This window comes from Lachnoanaerobaculum gingivalis (assembly GCF_003862475.1).
GTDB lineage: Bacteria > Bacillota > Clostridia > Lachnospirales > Lachnospiraceae > Lachnoanaerobaculum > Lachnoanaerobaculum gingivalis.
The window spans coordinates 609,105-624,468 of the sequence record NZ_RRCO01000001.1 but is presented as its reverse complement, the minus strand read 5'-3'; the positions used below and the strand labels follow the sequence as shown (position 1 = coordinate 624,468).

General features: G+C 37.5%; 14 protein-coding genes. All 14 read left to right on the top strand.

From position 1 onward, the window contains the following. Window positions 1-87 precede the first annotated feature (87 nt). The 14 genes from EHV10_RS02840 (at window position 88) to EHV10_RS02775 (ending at window position 15,314) form a co-directional block, all read left to right on the top strand. A complete protein-coding gene (locus EHV10_RS02840; RefSeq protein ID WP_128673320.1) occupies window positions 88-1,098 on the top strand; it encodes a hypothetical protein in 1,011 nt (336 codons plus the stop codon). Then, the gene (locus EHV10_RS02835) at window positions 1,092-2,567 is read left to right on the top strand and encodes a hypothetical protein (protein ID WP_128673319.1); all 1,476 of its coding nucleotides are present in this window, start codon (window positions 1,092-1,094) and stop codon (window positions 2,565-2,567) included. The genes EHV10_RS02840 and EHV10_RS02835 overlap by 7 nt, the downstream gene beginning before the upstream one ends. Window positions 2,568-2,728: 161 nt before the next feature. Then, window positions 2,729-3,208, top strand: coding sequence for a low molecular weight protein-tyrosine-phosphatase (locus tag EHV10_RS02830; protein ID WP_128673318.1), 480 nt, complete (start codon window positions 2,729-2,731; stop codon window positions 3,206-3,208). Then, window positions 3,195-3,992 (top strand): beta-carotene 15,15'-monooxygenase, encoded by a 798-nt coding sequence (locus EHV10_RS02825; protein WP_128673317.1) that lies wholly within the window; start codon window positions 3,195-3,197, stop codon window positions 3,990-3,992. The genes EHV10_RS02830 and EHV10_RS02825 overlap by 14 nt, the downstream gene beginning before the upstream one ends. A gap of 132 nt (window positions 3,993-4,124) precedes the next feature. Next, complete coding sequence (locus tag EHV10_RS02820) at window positions 4,125-5,339, top strand: iron-containing alcohol dehydrogenase (protein ID WP_128673316.1); 1,215 nt, start codon at window positions 4,125-4,127, stop codon at window positions 5,337-5,339. 182 nt (window positions 5,340-5,521) lie between these two features. After that, window positions 5,522-5,929 carry a Fur family transcriptional regulator gene (locus tag EHV10_RS02815; RefSeq protein WP_007595857.1) on the top strand — a complete coding sequence of 136 codons (408 nt, stop codon included), beginning with the start codon at window positions 5,522-5,524 and terminating at the stop codon, window positions 5,927-5,929. 9 nt (window positions 5,930-5,938) lie between these two features. Further along, window positions 5,939-7,015: a metal ABC transporter substrate-binding protein gene (locus EHV10_RS02810; protein ID WP_128673315.1), complete on the top strand. Its 1,077-nt coding sequence runs from the start codon at window positions 5,939-5,941 to the stop codon at window positions 7,013-7,015. An 11-nt stretch (window positions 7,016-7,026) separates the two neighbouring features. Next, entirely contained in the window at window positions 7,027-7,698 is a 672-nt protein-coding gene (locus tag EHV10_RS02805; protein WP_128673314.1) for a metal ABC transporter ATP-binding protein, read from the top strand. Continuing rightward, on the top strand, window positions 7,695-8,525 hold the full coding sequence (locus tag EHV10_RS02800; protein ID WP_128673313.1) for a metal ABC transporter permease: 831 nt from the start codon (window positions 7,695-7,697) through the stop codon (window positions 8,523-8,525). Before EHV10_RS02805 ends, EHV10_RS02800 begins: the two co-directional genes overlap by 4 nt. Before the next feature lie 229 nt (window positions 8,526-8,754). After that, window positions 8,755-10,290 (top strand): 2,3-bisphosphoglycerate-independent phosphoglycerate mutase, encoded by a 1,536-nt coding sequence (gpmI, locus tag EHV10_RS02795; protein ID WP_128673312.1) that lies wholly within the window; start codon window positions 8,755-8,757, stop codon window positions 10,288-10,290. A gap of 303 nt (window positions 10,291-10,593) precedes the next feature. Next, window positions 10,594-11,700, top strand: a complete 1,107-nt coding sequence (locus EHV10_RS02790; protein WP_128673311.1) for an S-layer homology domain-containing protein — start codon at window positions 10,594-10,596, stop codon at window positions 11,698-11,700. An 11-nt stretch (window positions 11,701-11,711) separates the two neighbouring features. Continuing rightward, entirely contained in the window at window positions 11,712-13,448 is a 1,737-nt protein-coding gene (locus EHV10_RS02785) for an efflux RND transporter periplasmic adaptor subunit (protein WP_128673310.1), read from the top strand. Further along, on the top strand, window positions 13,448-14,152 hold the full coding sequence (locus EHV10_RS02780) for an ABC transporter ATP-binding protein (protein WP_128673309.1): 705 nt from the start codon (window positions 13,448-13,450) through the stop codon (window positions 14,150-14,152). Before EHV10_RS02785 ends, EHV10_RS02780 begins: the two co-directional genes overlap by 1 nt. Continuing rightward, on the top strand, window positions 14,136-15,314 hold the full coding sequence (locus EHV10_RS02775) for an ABC transporter permease (protein WP_007595870.1): 1,179 nt from the start codon (window positions 14,136-14,138) through the stop codon (window positions 15,312-15,314). Before EHV10_RS02780 ends, EHV10_RS02775 begins: the two co-directional genes overlap by 17 nt. Window positions 15,315-15,364: the final 50 nt, after the last annotated feature.

Sequence of the window (15,364 nt, the reverse complement as noted above, 5' to 3'; positions counted from 1 at the left end):
GGTCGCAAGGACTGGGGCGTTATTTTTGTGGAAAAAAAGATTGTTTGGCGATATAATAAAAGCTAGTAGATTGAAGGGAGGAGTAAGATGGCAAGGAGTCGAAGAGCAGATGCTGTAGTATTTGGATTTGATTTTCAAGTTAATTCGGCAATAGTTCTTTTTTTAGAAAATATAAAAGAAGTAGAAACTTTGTGCTTGGAAGGGAATTGTGAAGATATAGAATTAGAACTCTCTTCTGGAGAAATGGTATTGGCTCAGGCAAAGGCCGTGGAAAAAGCGAGTTCTGACTTTGCAAATGTACGTAAAAATATACAAAAGTCACTTATATCATTAGCGGAGGGGGAAGAAAAGGTGAATGCCAGAGAACTAATTATGATTACAAATTCGCCTAATCCCTTTAATGATGATAAGTCGATAAGTGCATTTTATGGACATGCGCACAGAAAATATGATACACTTCCACCTTCTGCAAAAAAAATAGTCGATGACTACTTATCAAAGATGGATAAAAAGCTTGATACAGATAAATTTAAAATACAGGTTCTGCCATTTGAAACGGATGATGAAGCTGAACGATATAAAGTGATTATGGAAAGTATTAACGCTTTTGCAGGAAGTTTGAATACAAATATCTCAGGAATAGGACAAAAATTATTGGAAACATGGCATTGGCAAGTCTTTGATAATGGCGGAAAAAAAGATGTGTCCATAAAATTGAGTAAGAAGGATATTATTTGGCCGATACTTGTTAAAATAACAGAAATAGAGCAATGTGAAGATTCTTTTTTAGAACAGTTTGACTCAGGAGTGTATGAAGAAGTTATAAATCGGTATGCGGATATAATTAATTCTCATTGTGAACAATGCGAATTCTTTATAAAAATTCTCAGTGATTATAGTGGATTTGAAAGTCCAAAAAGGGGAAATGAGAAACTAAATCAATTTATAGAATTAAAGTGGACAGATTATATAGCTGATTTTGATTTTGATGGTATTGATGAGGAAATTCGGGAAGCTATTATTAAAATTATAATATTTAATGTCATAAAAAGAAGATTCACGATTGATAGAATTAAGAAGGAGGTGAATATGTGCTAATTAAATCTCTATATATAAGAGATGGGCTGTTTGAAAGAGATATAATCTTAGAGGATGGGGTTAATTTGATATTTAGTAAGAGAAATAGCCGTGGGAAGACAACATTAGTTAGATTGATACTATATGCATTGGGGTATTCTGTGCCAAGCACAAAAAAGATAAAATTTGAAAAATGTTTTACCAAGATAGAACTTATTCTTGAGACGGGAAATGTTGTGTATCTGACTAGAGAAAATAGTTATACAATTTCTATGATTTGTGATGGTGAAGAGGAAATATATATACTACCTGAACAGATATGTTTGTTACATTCAAGATTGTTTGGAACAGACAACATCGATATTCTTAATAATGTACTTGGGGCATTCTATTTCGATCAAGAAAAAGGCTGGACGCTATTAAATCGAGGCGTGGTTATAGGTAGTATACATTTTAATATTGATGAACTGGTAAGAGGAATTTCGGGTAAAGATTGTTCAGAGCTAATAGTAAAAGAAAAACAAATAAGTTCGGATTTATCTAAATATAGGCAGATGTTTAGCATCGCACAGTATAGGGATAGTGTGAGTGGAAACAGTTTGACAGAAGAAACTTATCAAGAAAAAAATAATGTTGAGCTTGAGCAATTGAGAATGAGGCAATCTGCCGTAGAACGTGAAATTCGTAGAATTAATCAGAGTGTTACAGGCAATAAAAAATTTCAAGAGTTTGTTGCCGAAATGAAATTATTGGTAAAAACAGAAGATGGTCAATGCATTACTGTGACGAAGGATAATATTGTTGGACTAAATGATTCTATTGAATTACTGGTGGCAAAGAAAAAAATATTATCATCTGAATTGGCTGAAATTGTTTCTAAAATTGATAAAATTGTAAAGGAGCAAGAGAAAGAAAATGGACAACTCACTTTTTTCAAATCTGATTCATTGGTAGAAGCGTTTGATAAGAAAATTGTTGCTATACCAATGAATCAGGTAGCAATAAAAAAAGAAATAGATAAATTGGAAAAAGAACTAAAGCAGCTAAGAGCACAGATTGCTAAAATATCTAGAAGTGATAATGATGTGGTACTTTCTTTGTATAATACCATAGTTAAGTATGCTACTGAGTTAGGGATTGGTGATTCAGAAAGTATTACGAAAAAATATTTATTCACATCCAATTTAAAGGAGTTGACAGGTGCAGTTCTTCACAAAACAGTATTTGCATTTAAAATGGCATATATCTTAGAACTGGAGAAACACTTAAATGTTAAATTGCCAATAATTCTTGATTCTCCAAGTGGAAAAGAAGTTGATCAAGAAAATATTAATTTAATAATGAATATTTTAAAGAGGGATTTTAAAGATAACCAGATTATTATTGCATCTATATATGATTATTCTTTTTCAAAAGTTAACAAAATTGAATTGAAAGACCAATTGCTTGATCAGGTAATTGTGGTTGATAAAGTGGATGAAAATTCTTAGTAGTAATCAATCCAGTTTCACTACCAATTCTAATACTAAGCGGTAGTAATAACATGCTAAATCTTGCTCTGATTTGCCACAATCCGCATTTTCAGAGCATTTCATGAAATACCCAAGAAACCCAGCAAAATAGGGCATTTCTTGGCAACAGGAGGGATATTATGACACCAATTCGTGTTCTCATGGTTTGCCACGGCAATATCTGCCGTTCGCCTATGGCAGAGTTTATAATGAAAGACAAAGTGAAAAAGCTTGGGTTGGAGGATATGTTTGAGATAGCCTCAGCCGCAACAAGCTCGGAAGAGATATGGAACGGCGTGGGAAATCCTATGTTTCCGTCTGCAAAAGACGAACTTCAGAAACATGGAATATCCTGTGCAGGTAAGAAGGCAAGGCAGATGGTAAAGTCCGACTATGAAGAATATGACTATCTTATAGGTATGGACGATGCCAATATAAGAAATATGAAAAATTTGTTCGGTGACGGAGATAAGATATTCAAACTTTTAAGCTTTGCAGGAAGCGATGATTCGGTATCGGACCCATGGTACACCGACAGATTTGATGTTGCCTTTGAGGATATAAACAGAGGTATAGATGGATTTTTGAAGTATTTGGAGGAGAAAAATGTCATCAATTAAAAAGGTATTGATAATAAAGGTAATTGCCGCAATCTTTTGTATTGCGGTAGGAGTGGTATCATTCTTTCTGATAGCCGATAAGCTGGGGAATGTGGATTTTCATGCGGATACGATAAATGCTCTTGACAAGAGCAGAAGTAAAGTCATGGAGCTTGCGGCTGCAGCTGTGGCATCTTCATCGGCTATTACACTCTTGCCGGGAGATGTAGGAACACCTATTGCACAGGAACTTGCGGATATGAGCAAGTATTTTCTGATTGTGCTTTGCGCAATCTACCTTGAGAAGTTCTTGCTCACCGTAACAGGCTTTGTGGCATTTAAGTATGTTATTCCTGTGGCATGTGTGCTTTTCATCGTTTTTATCGCTTCAAACGAGAAGATATTTGCAAAAATCGCCACAAAGCTGTTTTTATTCAGCCTGGTTATATCATTTACCATCCCCGTGAGTGTAAATATTGCGCGAATGATTGAGAGTAATTATGCCGCCTCGATAGAGACGACTCTTAATAATGCCAAGGAAAATACGGATACGGTAACAAAGAGTGCCGAGGAGGAGAACAAAAACAGTAACGCCATTGAGAAGATAGTAAATAATATTACAGGGAATGTGAATGATCTTTTAAAGAAGTTTGAGAATACTCTCAGTTCATTTATAGAGGCTATTGCTGTACTTATTGTAACATCATGCCTTATACCTATAGGAGTACTTTTATTTTTCTTATGGCTGGTGAAGCTTGTTTTCTCAATAGATGTAAATAATTTCAGCTTTATCAGAAGAGAATGAACAAATTGTTAAAAAAATATCGTTATAATATTGACAATGGTAATATTAAGTTATAATATATAAGCATGTAATTTTAGTAACACTTAGGTTCTTAATAGTTAAGAACTGATGCTCAAAAAATGGAGGCTGTATATGAGATTTACATTACCAAGAGACATTTATCATGGAAAAGATTCACTTGAGGCTTTAAAGAGTTTCACAGGAAAGAAGGCTTTTGTCTGTGTAGGCGGTGGATCAATGAAAAGATTCGGATTCTTAGACAAGACCATTGCTTATTTGGAAGAAGCAGGTATGGAAGTAAGACTTTTTGAGGGAATTGAGTCTGATCCTTCTGTAGACACCGTAATGCGTGGTGCTAAGGAGATGCTTGAGTTCGGACCGGACTGGATAGTTGCTATCGGTGGAGGTTCACCTATCGATGCGGCAAAGGCTATGTGGATCAAGTATGAGTATCCTGATTGTACTTTTGAGGATATGTGTAAGGTATTCGGTATTCCTACACTTAGAAAAAAAGCAAAATTCTGTGCTATTTCTTCCACATCGGGAACAGCTACGGAAGTAACAGCTTTTTCAATTATAACAGACTATGAAAAGGGTATCAAATATCCTATAGCCGACTTTGAGATAACACCTGATGTTGCAATTGTAGATCCTGCACTTGCACAGACAATGCCAAAGAAGCTAGTTGCACATACAGGTATGGATGCTATGACACATGCTATAGAGGCATATGTATCAACAGCCAACTGTGATTTTACAGATCCGCTTGCACTTCACTCTATAGAAATGATCGACAAGTATCTTGTAAAGTCATACAATGAAGATAAGACGGCCAGAGATGCAATGCACAATGCACAATGTCTTGCAGGTATGGCATTCTCAAATGCTTTACTTGGAATAGTACATTCTATGGCGCATAAGACAGGTGCCGTATTTGGAGATTTGGGTGCTCACATTATTCACGGTGCGGCAAATGCTATGTACCTTCCAAAGGTTATCGCTTTCAATGCTAAGGATAAGGAAGCTGCAAAGAGATATGCTAAGATAGCTGATGTGCTTGGATTGCCGGGCAGTAGCGAAGATGAGAAGATAAAAGAGCTTATCAAGTACCTTAGAGGTTTAAATGATGCTTTAAATATTCCACATTGTATCAAGAACTACGGTGCGGATTCATATCCTACAGAGAACGGATTTGTACCTGAGAAAGTTTTCTTGGAAAGACTTCATGATATAGCTGTAAATGCCGTTGGAGATGCATGTACAGGTTCAAACCCAAGACAGCCAAGTGTTGAAGAGATGGAGAAGCTCTTAAAATGTTGCTACTATGATACGGAAGTAGATTTCTAAAAATTTTATAGTATAAATGAACACATCAACATCTGATTTATTTTTAGATTGTTGATGTGTTTTTTTGATAAAAAAATTAAAACTCGTTATCAAATTTGCTTGAAAAATGAAATAAAAAGTTGTAATATGATATCGAGTTTCAAATTGAGTTTAAATCTCAGTAATCAAATTGGAGGTGTGGTTTGAAGAAAGCTCAGTACAAAACAAGACAATTGCTTGAAATAGAGGATTTCCTGAAAAACAATGAGAATAAGCATGTCACCGTGAATGATATTATTCTCTTTTTCAAACAGCAGGGAAAGAATATCGGGAAAGCTACTGTTTACAGACATTTGGACAGAATGGTAAGCGATGGGACAGTACATAAATATATGTTGGAAACAGGAGACAGTGCCTGCTTTGAATATGTAGAGGGTGAAGACGTTCATCCGGTATGTTTTCATTGTAAATGCGAAAAATGCGGAAAGCTTATACATTTGGAGTGTACTGAATTATCTTTAATCGGCGAACACTTGAGAGAAGAACACGGCTTTTCTATAGATCATGCCAGAACAGTTTTTTATGGAACTTGTAATGAATGTAGAGAATAGAGGGAGACTATGAAGAAGTATATTGGAATAGGACTAAGTATCCTTGTGGCTATTATGATGGTTTTGGGCTGTGCAAAAAAGGAAAGTACCGGCAGCAGTGAGGCTGAGAGCGGCAGCAGTGTTACGGAGAGCAGCAGTGTAGCTGAAAGTAAAAGTGAGGAAACTAAGAAGCTGAACATTGTTACTACCATTTTCCCTGCCTATGACTGGGTAAAACAGATAGTAGGTGATAATAAGAATGTAGAGATTTCCTTCCTTATAGATAAGGGTGTGGATTTACACAGCTATCAGGCATCTGCGGCAGATATTGCAAAAATCACAGACAGTGATCTGTTTGTTTATGTAGGCGGAGATTCTGACGGTTGGGCCGAGGATATTATAAAAGAGAATCCTAATTTGAAGTATATCAATATGGTAGACAGTATCGGTGAAGCTGCATTAGCAGAGGAACTTGTAGAGGGTATGCAGGATGAAGAAGAGCATGACCATGAAGGCGAAGAACATGCAAATGAAGAGGGCGAGCATGCACATGAAGAAGGTGAGCATGAAGACGGAGAGGAAGAGATAGATGAGCATGTATGGCTCTCAATTAAGAATGCTGAAACTATAGTAAGTGCTATAGAAGCAAAGTTGGCTGAAATTGACCCTGACAATAAGGCTGAATATGAGAAAAACGCAAATGACTATTTAGCTAAGCTTGATGAACTTGATAAAGAGTATAAGGATACACTTTCAAGCATTCAAAACAAAACTATAATAGTCGGAGACAGATTCCCGTTCAGATATCTGGTAAATGAATACGGAATAAAGTATTATGCAGCATTTAAGGGCTGTGATGCGGGAAGTGAAGCATCTTTTGAGACTGTAAAGTTTTTGGCAAATAAGATGGATGAACTTAATATGTCGGATATTTTTATAATTGACGGTTCAAAAGGGGATTTGGCAAAAACAATAGTTGATAATACCAAGGATAAAAATGCCAAGGTTTTGGTGCTTGACTCTATGCAGTCTACAAAGAGCAGTGATAATGCAAGCTATCTGGATATAATGAAGAAGAATTTGGAAGTGCTTAAAGAGGTATTATAGACTGGAGTTTTATGATAAAATGTGAAAAATTGTCACTTGGATATGATGGAAAAGCCATAGTGGATAATCTTGATTTTGAAGTTTCGGACGGAGATTATCTATGTGTAATTGGGGAAAACGGTGTGGGAAAGTCTACACTTATAAAGACGCTTTTAAAACTTATAAAACCAATCTCAGGAGAGGTTATATATAATGAAAATTTGTTGCCTACGGAGATAGGATATTTATCACAGCAGCAACAATTATTAAAAGACTTTCCGGCATCGGTTTTTGAAATTGTGCTGTCAGGATGTCAGTCTAAGGTGGGAATCAGACCATTTTATAAAAAAGAAGAAAAGCAGACCGCAAAGGAGAAGATAGAAAAACTGGGACTTCTGGATCTTATGACAAGAAGCTTCAGTGAACTCTCCGGCGGTCAGCAACAAAGGGTGCTTTTAGCCAGAGCGTTGATGGCGGGACAAAGACTTATGATACTTGATGAGCCTGTTACAGGTCTTGATCCTGAGGCGAGTAGGAATATGTATGATATTATCAATGAGCTGAATAAAAGCAATATGACCATTATTATGATATCTCATGATATAAAAGTGGCACTTGAATATGCTACCAAGGTTTTATATATTGGAGAACATATATTTTTCGGTACAACTCCGGAATATAAAAAGAGCAGGGGGATGGCATGAAAGACATACATATATATTTAAGCTATCCTTTTGTAAGGTATGCAATAGTAGTAGGCATACTTATAGCACTGTGCTCCTCACTGCTTGGTGTTATTCTGGTATTGAAACGATTTTCATTTATTGGAGACGGACTTTCACATGTGGCATTCGGTGCAGTTGCGGTATCTACGGTATTTAATCTTACAGACAATATGGTGCTTGTATTACCTGTGACCATAATTGCCGCAATTCTGCTTTTAAAGGGCGGAAGTAACGGAAAGATAAAGGGAGATGCGTCGATAACGATGATGTCTGTCGGGGCGATGGCTTTCGGATATCTTGTTATGAATGTGTTTTCAAGCGGATCAAATCTTGCCGGAGATGTATGTACCACCCTGTTCGGATCCACTTCAATACTTACTTTAACAAAGGAAAAAGTGATTCTTTGTGTTATACTGTCAATATTTGTAATATCTGCATTTGTACTGTTTTATAATAAAATTTTTGCAGTAACATTTGATGAGAATTTTGCAAGTGCTACAGGTATAGACACACAAAAATATAATCTCTTGATAGCTATAATCATTGCAATAATTGTAGTATTGGCTATGAATTTAGTCGGGTCACTCCTTATTTCGGCACTTGTGGTATTCCCTGCATTGGCATCCATGTGTGTGTTTAAGAGTTTCCTCTCAGTGACCGTATCTTCGGCGATATTTTCAGTGGTTTGTACCGCTTTAGGACTTTTCATTTCAATACTTGGCGGTTCACCTGTGGGCGCAACTATTGTATGCATTGATATAGTTGCATTTTTTATATTTTATCTGATAGGTAAAACGGGACATTAATTAAAATCTGTGTTATAGTTTAGGTAACGGTAAAGTTTGTTACCCGAATTAGGACACGGATTTTATTTTTAGTAAGCTTTGTTATTTTTTTGTCTTGATTATGTTTTGGAATTAATGTAAAATCAAATCGAATTTGAAAATAATACGCAGTTTCGGTATGGTGCCGGGCTGCTGACTAATAACATTTATTCAAACAGCTATAGACTGTTTGATAGAAAACGAGGTATATATGGAAAAAAGACCTGTAGTATTATGTATAATGGACGGTTTAGGACTTAGAAAAGGACATGATCACAATGCGGTGTTTGAGGCAAATACACCCAATCTGTGCAGTCTTATGAAGGAGTATCCTTTTGTAGAAGGACAGGCAAGCGGACTTTTTGTAGGTCTTCCTGACGGTCAGATGGGCAACTCTGAGGTAGGCCATATGAATATGGGTGCAGGAAGAATTATATATCAGGAGCTTACAAGAATATCAAAGGCTATAGAGGATGGGGATTTCTTTGAGAACAAGGCGCTTCTTGCCGCAGTTGACAATGCAAAGAAGAATAACAGCGCACTTCATTTAATGGGACTTGTTTCAAGCGGTGGTGTTCACAGCCATAATACACATATTTACGGATTGTTGGAGCTTGCAAAGAGAAACGGATTAAAAGAAGTTTATGTTCATGCCTTCCTTGACGGTAGAGATACACCTCCTACATCAGGAAAGGAATTTGTAGCCGAGCTTGAAAAAGAGATGGCTAAAATCGGTGTAGGAAAGGTAGCTTCCGTAATGGGACGTTTCTACGCAATGGATAGAGATAACAGATGGGACAGAGTTGAAGCCGCTTATTCTATTATGACTAAGGGTGGAAACTTAAAAAAGAGTGCTACAGAGGGAATACAGGAGTCATATGATGAAGGTAAGAATGATGAGTTTGTGGTACCTTTCTCTGTAGATAATGACGGTGCAAAGACTATTAAGGATAAAGATTCGGTTATCTTCTTTAACTTCAGACCTGACAGAGCAAGAGAAATGACAAGAGTATTCTGTGTAGACGATTTTGACGGCTTTAACAGAGGAAAGAGACTTGATACCACATTTGTATGCTTTACAGATTATGATGAGAGCATAGGTAACAAGCTTGTTGCTTTTGAGAAGGAAGAGATAAAGGATACATTCGGAGAGTTCATAGCGGAGCACGGTATGAAGCAGGTAAGAATTGCCGAGACTGAGAAATATGCTCATGTCACATTCTTCTTTAACGGAGGCAAGGAAGAGCCTAATGAGGGTGAAGACAGAATTCTTGTAAACTCGCCAAAGGATGTTGCTACATATGATTTGAAGCCGCAGATGAGCGCATATGAGGTATGTGATAAGCTTGTAGACGCTATAAAGAGCGGTAAGTATGATGTTATTATAATCAACTTTGCAAACCCTGACATGGTAGGTCATACAGCTGTGGAAAATGCGGCTATAAAGGCTGTAGAGACAGTTGATGAGTGTATAGGAAAGGCTGTAGAGGCTATCAAGGAAGTTAACGGAGTTATGTTTATCTGTGCGGACCACGGAAACTGTGAGACTTTGGTTGATGAAGAGACAGGTGAACCACATACAGCTCATACTACAAATCCTGTACCTTTCATTCTGGTAAATGCAGATCCTAAGTACACTCTGGCAGAGGGCGGAAGACTTTGTGATATAGTTCCTACACTGATTGAGCTTATGGGATTACAAAAACCGGCTGCAATGACAGGAAAGAGTTTATTGGTTGAAAAGTAAATAGGTCTTATTAATGCTCAAGGTTTTTGCCTTGGGCATTTTTTATAATTTTAAGAAATACTGATAAGATGTCTAATCATTCTCAACATTATTAAATAAACCGTAAATAATATACAAAGATAATTCATATAGCGTTAATTGACTTTGAAAAACAAATAGCGTATTATGTGTATTATTAAGCTGATACAATGGGCTTGATAAAGATTAGCAAAAAAATATATAAAGATTTCGTGATTATTATTGAATATGGGAGTGATTGCGATATAATACTAAGCACGTTAATATGCAGATAACGGAGGTTATATGAGAAGTAAATTAATGAAAATGGGAGCATTGGGATTGGCTTCTGTATTGGCTACACAGAGTATTGGTGCAGGTACTACTTTTGCACAAAGTTCAAATTTTGATTTAAGAAAAAAAGTAATAGGTCTTACGGGTATAACCTTTGTAAGCGGAAATATAGACAGATTTGTCACAAGAGGTGAGTTTGCAAAGATGCTTGTACAGGCTTCATCATATCGTTCCGTACTTACAAAGACAAGCAATGTGTCGGTATTTAATGATGTTCCGAAAGATAATGAGAACGCTTCCGCTATAAAGATGGCTGTGGAGCAGGGATATATGACAGGATATCTAGGCGGAAACTTCAAGCCTAATGATAATGTAACATTGAATGATGCTGTAAGAGGAGTACTTGCTTTACTCGGATATCAGGCAAGTGATTTTGCAGGTGATGCAAACAATAAGAGAATGGCAAAGTACGGTTTCCTTGAGTTAAATGAGAACCTTACATCACTTACACCTACTTCAAATCTTAAGGTAAGAGATTGTATAAATCTCTTTTATAATATGTTAAAAACAAATATGAAAGACGGCGGAGCATATATTGCAACCGTATTCGGCGGTGAGTTAAACAGCGATAAGGAGGTAAATCCTTTAAAGCTTGCCGACAATTCGCTTAAGGGACCTAAGGTGGTAAAGTCTGTAAATCAATTGATACAGGCGGTTCCTTTTGACTATAAGGATGCGAATCTCTTTGTTGACGGAAGCAGCGTAGGTGCGGACAGATTCAAGAGTCTGATGGTATCATCAGATGTAGGTCTTGTAATATACTATTCGGCAGCTGCAAAGACTATCTGGGCATATGATGAGAATACGGATGCTACAAACGGTAAGAAGGCGGTACATGGTACTGTTGAGAGTATATACTATGAGTCAACATCTACACTTACACCTACATCTGTGACTATAGACGGAGAAACATACAAAATTGCAAACAGCGATATGCAATTTGCATTCTCTATCTACGGAAGTATCAAGGTTAATGATGATGTTACTTTAGTCGTAGATATAAATAATTCTGAAGATGGATCTGTAAGCTACACGGTAGTTGATTATATAGCAGATTAGTGAGGGGAAAAATGAAGAAAAAATTTATTATTATACCTGCAATTATAGCCATTGGCGTAGGTGGATTTTTCTTTATGAAATCAAGGCAGGCTGTAAATATTGACAAGAGTACATTTGTATCTACAGCAATAGCATCAAAGCAGGATATCTCTTCAGAGATATCCTCTTCAGGTACTATAACACCTAAGGACACTTATAATATAACTGCGCTTGTATCTGGAGATATTATCTCGGCGGACTTTGAGATAGGTGATATGGTTAATAAGGACCAGGTACTCTATCAAATAGATAAGTCAAGTCTTGAATCTGATATAAATTCCTCAAATAATTCTCTTAGTAAAGCAAATACCGGATATGCTACGGCCAACAAAGACCTTGCAAAAGCAAAGGCGGATTTTTCCGGTAATCTGTATCGCTCTACAAGAAAGGGCTATATCAAGGAGTTGAGTATTCAGGCAGGAGATAAGATAAGCGGAGGTACAAAGCTTGCCACCATATATAATGATACTGTGATGAATATTCGTATTCCTTTCCTAAGTATGGAGGCACAGAATATTCAGGCGGGAATGACAGGAACTTTGACTCTTACGGAAACAGGAGAGCAGATAGAGGGAAAAGTAATTTCCATATCAAGTATGGATCAGACAATGGACGGAGGAAGACTTGTTCGTAATGTTACGTTCGAAGTAAGTAATCCTGGAGGACTTACAGATAAGACAACTGCAAATGCTACAGTCGGAAATATTACTTCTACAGGAGACGGTACTTTTGAGGCTACAACAAATGTTGATATGAGTGCAGACCTGGCTGAAGGTGTACAGATAGAAAGTGTATTGGTGAATGTAGGTGATTATGTAGAAGTCGGAACACCTATTTTTAAGATGACTGCAGAGTCCGCAGAGAAACTTTTAAAAACTTATAAGGATGCTGTAGATACCGCACAGGGAAATGTGGATGCGGCACAAAAGGGTGTTGACACTGCAAAGAAAACCTATGACGAGTATACTATTAAATCACCTATTTCCGGAAAAGTTATATCAAAGAACTATAAGGTTGGAGATAAGGTGGGCTCAAGCGGAAACAACAAGGCTACCAATATGGCTGTTATTTACGATATGAGCTCATATACATTTAAAATGAGTGTGGATGAGAAGGATATTACAAAGGTTCAAAACGGACAGAAGGTAAGAATAAAGTCGGATGCTTTCCCGGATCAGGAATATTCGGGAACGGTTACCAATATCAGCCTTGAGAGTACAAGCCAAAACGGTGTATCAACCTATCCTGTTACAATAACACTTGATGAGACTTATAATCTTTTACCGGGAATGAATGTGGACGGATATATTACACTTGAGTCTGCAAAGGATGCACTTACAATACCTTCAGGTGCTCTTATGAGAGGAAATAAGGTCTATGTAAGAGATACATCAGCAACACAGAGTGCAAGTGCAGATGCAAGTGGTGCGGCTTCAAGCGGAGACGGTCTTATCCCCGCAGGTTTTAAAGAGGTTACAGTAACTACCGGAGTTATAAATGCGGATTTTGTACAGATCACATCAGGACTTAATGAAGGTGATGAGGTCTATGTGGACGATAGCGCAAGTATGGATACGGGAACAAACGGAATGGACGGCATGGGCGGAGAAGGCGCACCTGCAGAAGGAGGCGGAGCCGATACAGCCGGAGGAGCGAACGGTGGCGGAGCCGATGCCGGCGGTGCCGATGCAGGAGCCGGAGGAGAGTAATGGAAAAACTTATCCAAATGACAGATATTCGAAAAGAATATAAAATGGGCGATGAGATTGTTTGTGCCAATGACGGTGTAACTCTTGATATAGACAAGGGAGAGTTTGTTGCAATTGTGGGTAAGTCGGGATCCGGTAAATCCACTCTTATGAATATTATAGGGGCTTTGGACGTGCCTACATCAGGTAAATATCTTTTGGGCGGAAAAGATGTCGGAAAGCTTAGTGACAATCAACTTGCCGATATCAGAAATAAGATGATAGGATTTGTTTTTCAGCAATACAATCTTTTGCCCAGAATGAATCTCTTGGAAAATGTGGAACTGCCGCTTTTATATGCGCATGTTTCAAATCATGAAAGAGAAAAGAGGGCAATGGAGGCACTTGAAAAGGTGGGACTTGCCGAAAAGGCAAAGCAGATGCCCAATCAGCTTTCAGGAGGACAGCAGCAAAGAGTGAGTATTGCAAGAGCTCTGGCTGCAAATCCTTCACTGATTTTGGCAGATGAGCCTACAGGTGCCCTGGATTCAAAGACCAGCCGTCAGGTTTTGGATTTTTTTAAGAAAATCCATGAAGAGGGAAATACCGTTATTATGATTACCCATGATAATGCAATTGCGCTGGAGGCGAAGAGAGTTATCAGAATAGCTGATGGCAAAATAAATTTTGATGGAAGTAGTGAGGAGTATGCTGCAATCGTTTAAACTGGCAATAAAAAGTATTATTGCAAATAAAATGAGATCGTTCCTTACAATGCTGGGACTTATTATCGGTGTATCGGCAGTTGTTATACTTGTCAGTGTAATGATGGGATATATGAATAATATGATTAAATCCTTTATGGATATGGGAGCAAATACTATCACTGTGAATTTGGTAAATATGCCTTCAAGACAGGCATCCGTCGATCAGATGTATGATTTTTTCAATGAGCATAGGGATGTATTTTCGGAAATGACTCCACAGGTCAGCGTTAGCGGAACTATAAAGGTGGGAAGTGAAAAAACCACCACCACCACAGTTACAGGTGTAAGTGAGTACTATGGTAAACTAAAGAATTATAAATTGGAAAAAGGAAGATTTTTATCTTATGCGGATATGGTATCCAGACAAAAGGTGGTTGTAATAGGTTACTATGTGGCAAGTAAGCTTTTCGGTTCGCCAAAGGCGGCAATAGGAGAGACTGTAAAGATAAACGGTTCGGCATTTACTGTCGTAGGTGTGGTACAAAGACAGGATAAAACACAGTTGTCGGCAAGGGGAAGTGATGACTTTGCATTTATGCCTTATTCCACAGCAGGACAGTTAAACGGAACTTCAGTACCTGATTATTATATTTTTGCTACGGTAAATACTCAGGTGAGCAATCAGGCGGTGGAGCTTTTAAAGGATTTTCTAAAAACTATCTATACTCAAAAAGAAACATATTTTGTTCAATCTATGAGTCAGATGCTTGGGGAAATTAATACACAGCTTGCACTTATGAGTACTATTATAGGAGCTATTGCCGGTATTTCACTTCTTGTTGCAGGTGTGGGAGTTATGAATATCATGTTGGTATCCGTTACTGAGAGAACGAGAGAAATAGGTATCAGAAAAGCGCTTGGAGCCAGAAGAGGTGTTATACTGCAACAGTTTGTCATAGAGGCTTTGGTTACGAGTACACTGGGAGGTTCGCTGGGAATTGTATTGGGTTGTATTGCCAGCCCTACTATAGGCAGATTTATGAATATTTCATCACCTGCCAATTTAAATGCAGTTATAATTTCATTCAGCGTATCTGTAGCAATTGGACTTATATTCGGATATATGCCGGCTATGAGAGCTGCAAGCCTAAATCCGATAGATGCACTAAGAAGTGAATAAAATTTTTGTTTTAAAATGTCCGGTAATATCGGACATTTTTTAGTGATAAA

Coding starts and splice junctions, on each gene's coding strand:
- EHV10_RS02790 (WP_128673311.1), top strand. CDS start 10,594: ATGAGAAGTAAATTAATGAAAATGGGAGCATTGGGATTGGCTTCTGTA.
- EHV10_RS02830 (WP_128673318.1), top strand. CDS start 2,729: ATGACACCAATTCGTGTTCTCATGGTTTGCCACGGCAATATCTGCCGT.
- gpmI (WP_128673312.1), top strand. CDS start 8,755: ATGGAAAAAAGACCTGTAGTATTATGTATAATGGACGGTTTAGGACTT.
- EHV10_RS02800 (WP_128673313.1), top strand. CDS start 7,695: ATGAAAGACATACATATATATTTAAGCTATCCTTTTGTAAGGTATGCA.
- EHV10_RS02805 (WP_128673314.1), top strand. CDS start 7,027: ATGATAAAATGTGAAAAATTGTCACTTGGATATGATGGAAAAGCCATA.
- EHV10_RS02780 (WP_128673309.1), top strand. CDS start 13,448: ATGGAAAAACTTATCCAAATGACAGATATTCGAAAAGAATATAAAATG.
- EHV10_RS02820 (WP_128673316.1), top strand. CDS start 4,125: ATGAGATTTACATTACCAAGAGACATTTATCATGGAAAAGATTCACTT.
- EHV10_RS02775 (WP_007595870.1), top strand. CDS start 14,136: ATGCTGCAATCGTTTAAACTGGCAATAAAAAGTATTATTGCAAATAAA.
- EHV10_RS02810 (WP_128673315.1), top strand. CDS start 5,939: ATGAAGAAGTATATTGGAATAGGACTAAGTATCCTTGTGGCTATTATG.
- EHV10_RS02825 (WP_128673317.1), top strand. CDS start 3,195: ATGTCATCAATTAAAAAGGTATTGATAATAAAGGTAATTGCCGCAATC.
- EHV10_RS02785 (WP_128673310.1), top strand. CDS start 11,712: ATGAAGAAAAAATTTATTATTATACCTGCAATTATAGCCATTGGCGTA.
- EHV10_RS02840 (WP_128673320.1), top strand. CDS start 88: ATGGCAAGGAGTCGAAGAGCAGATGCTGTAGTATTTGGATTTGATTTT.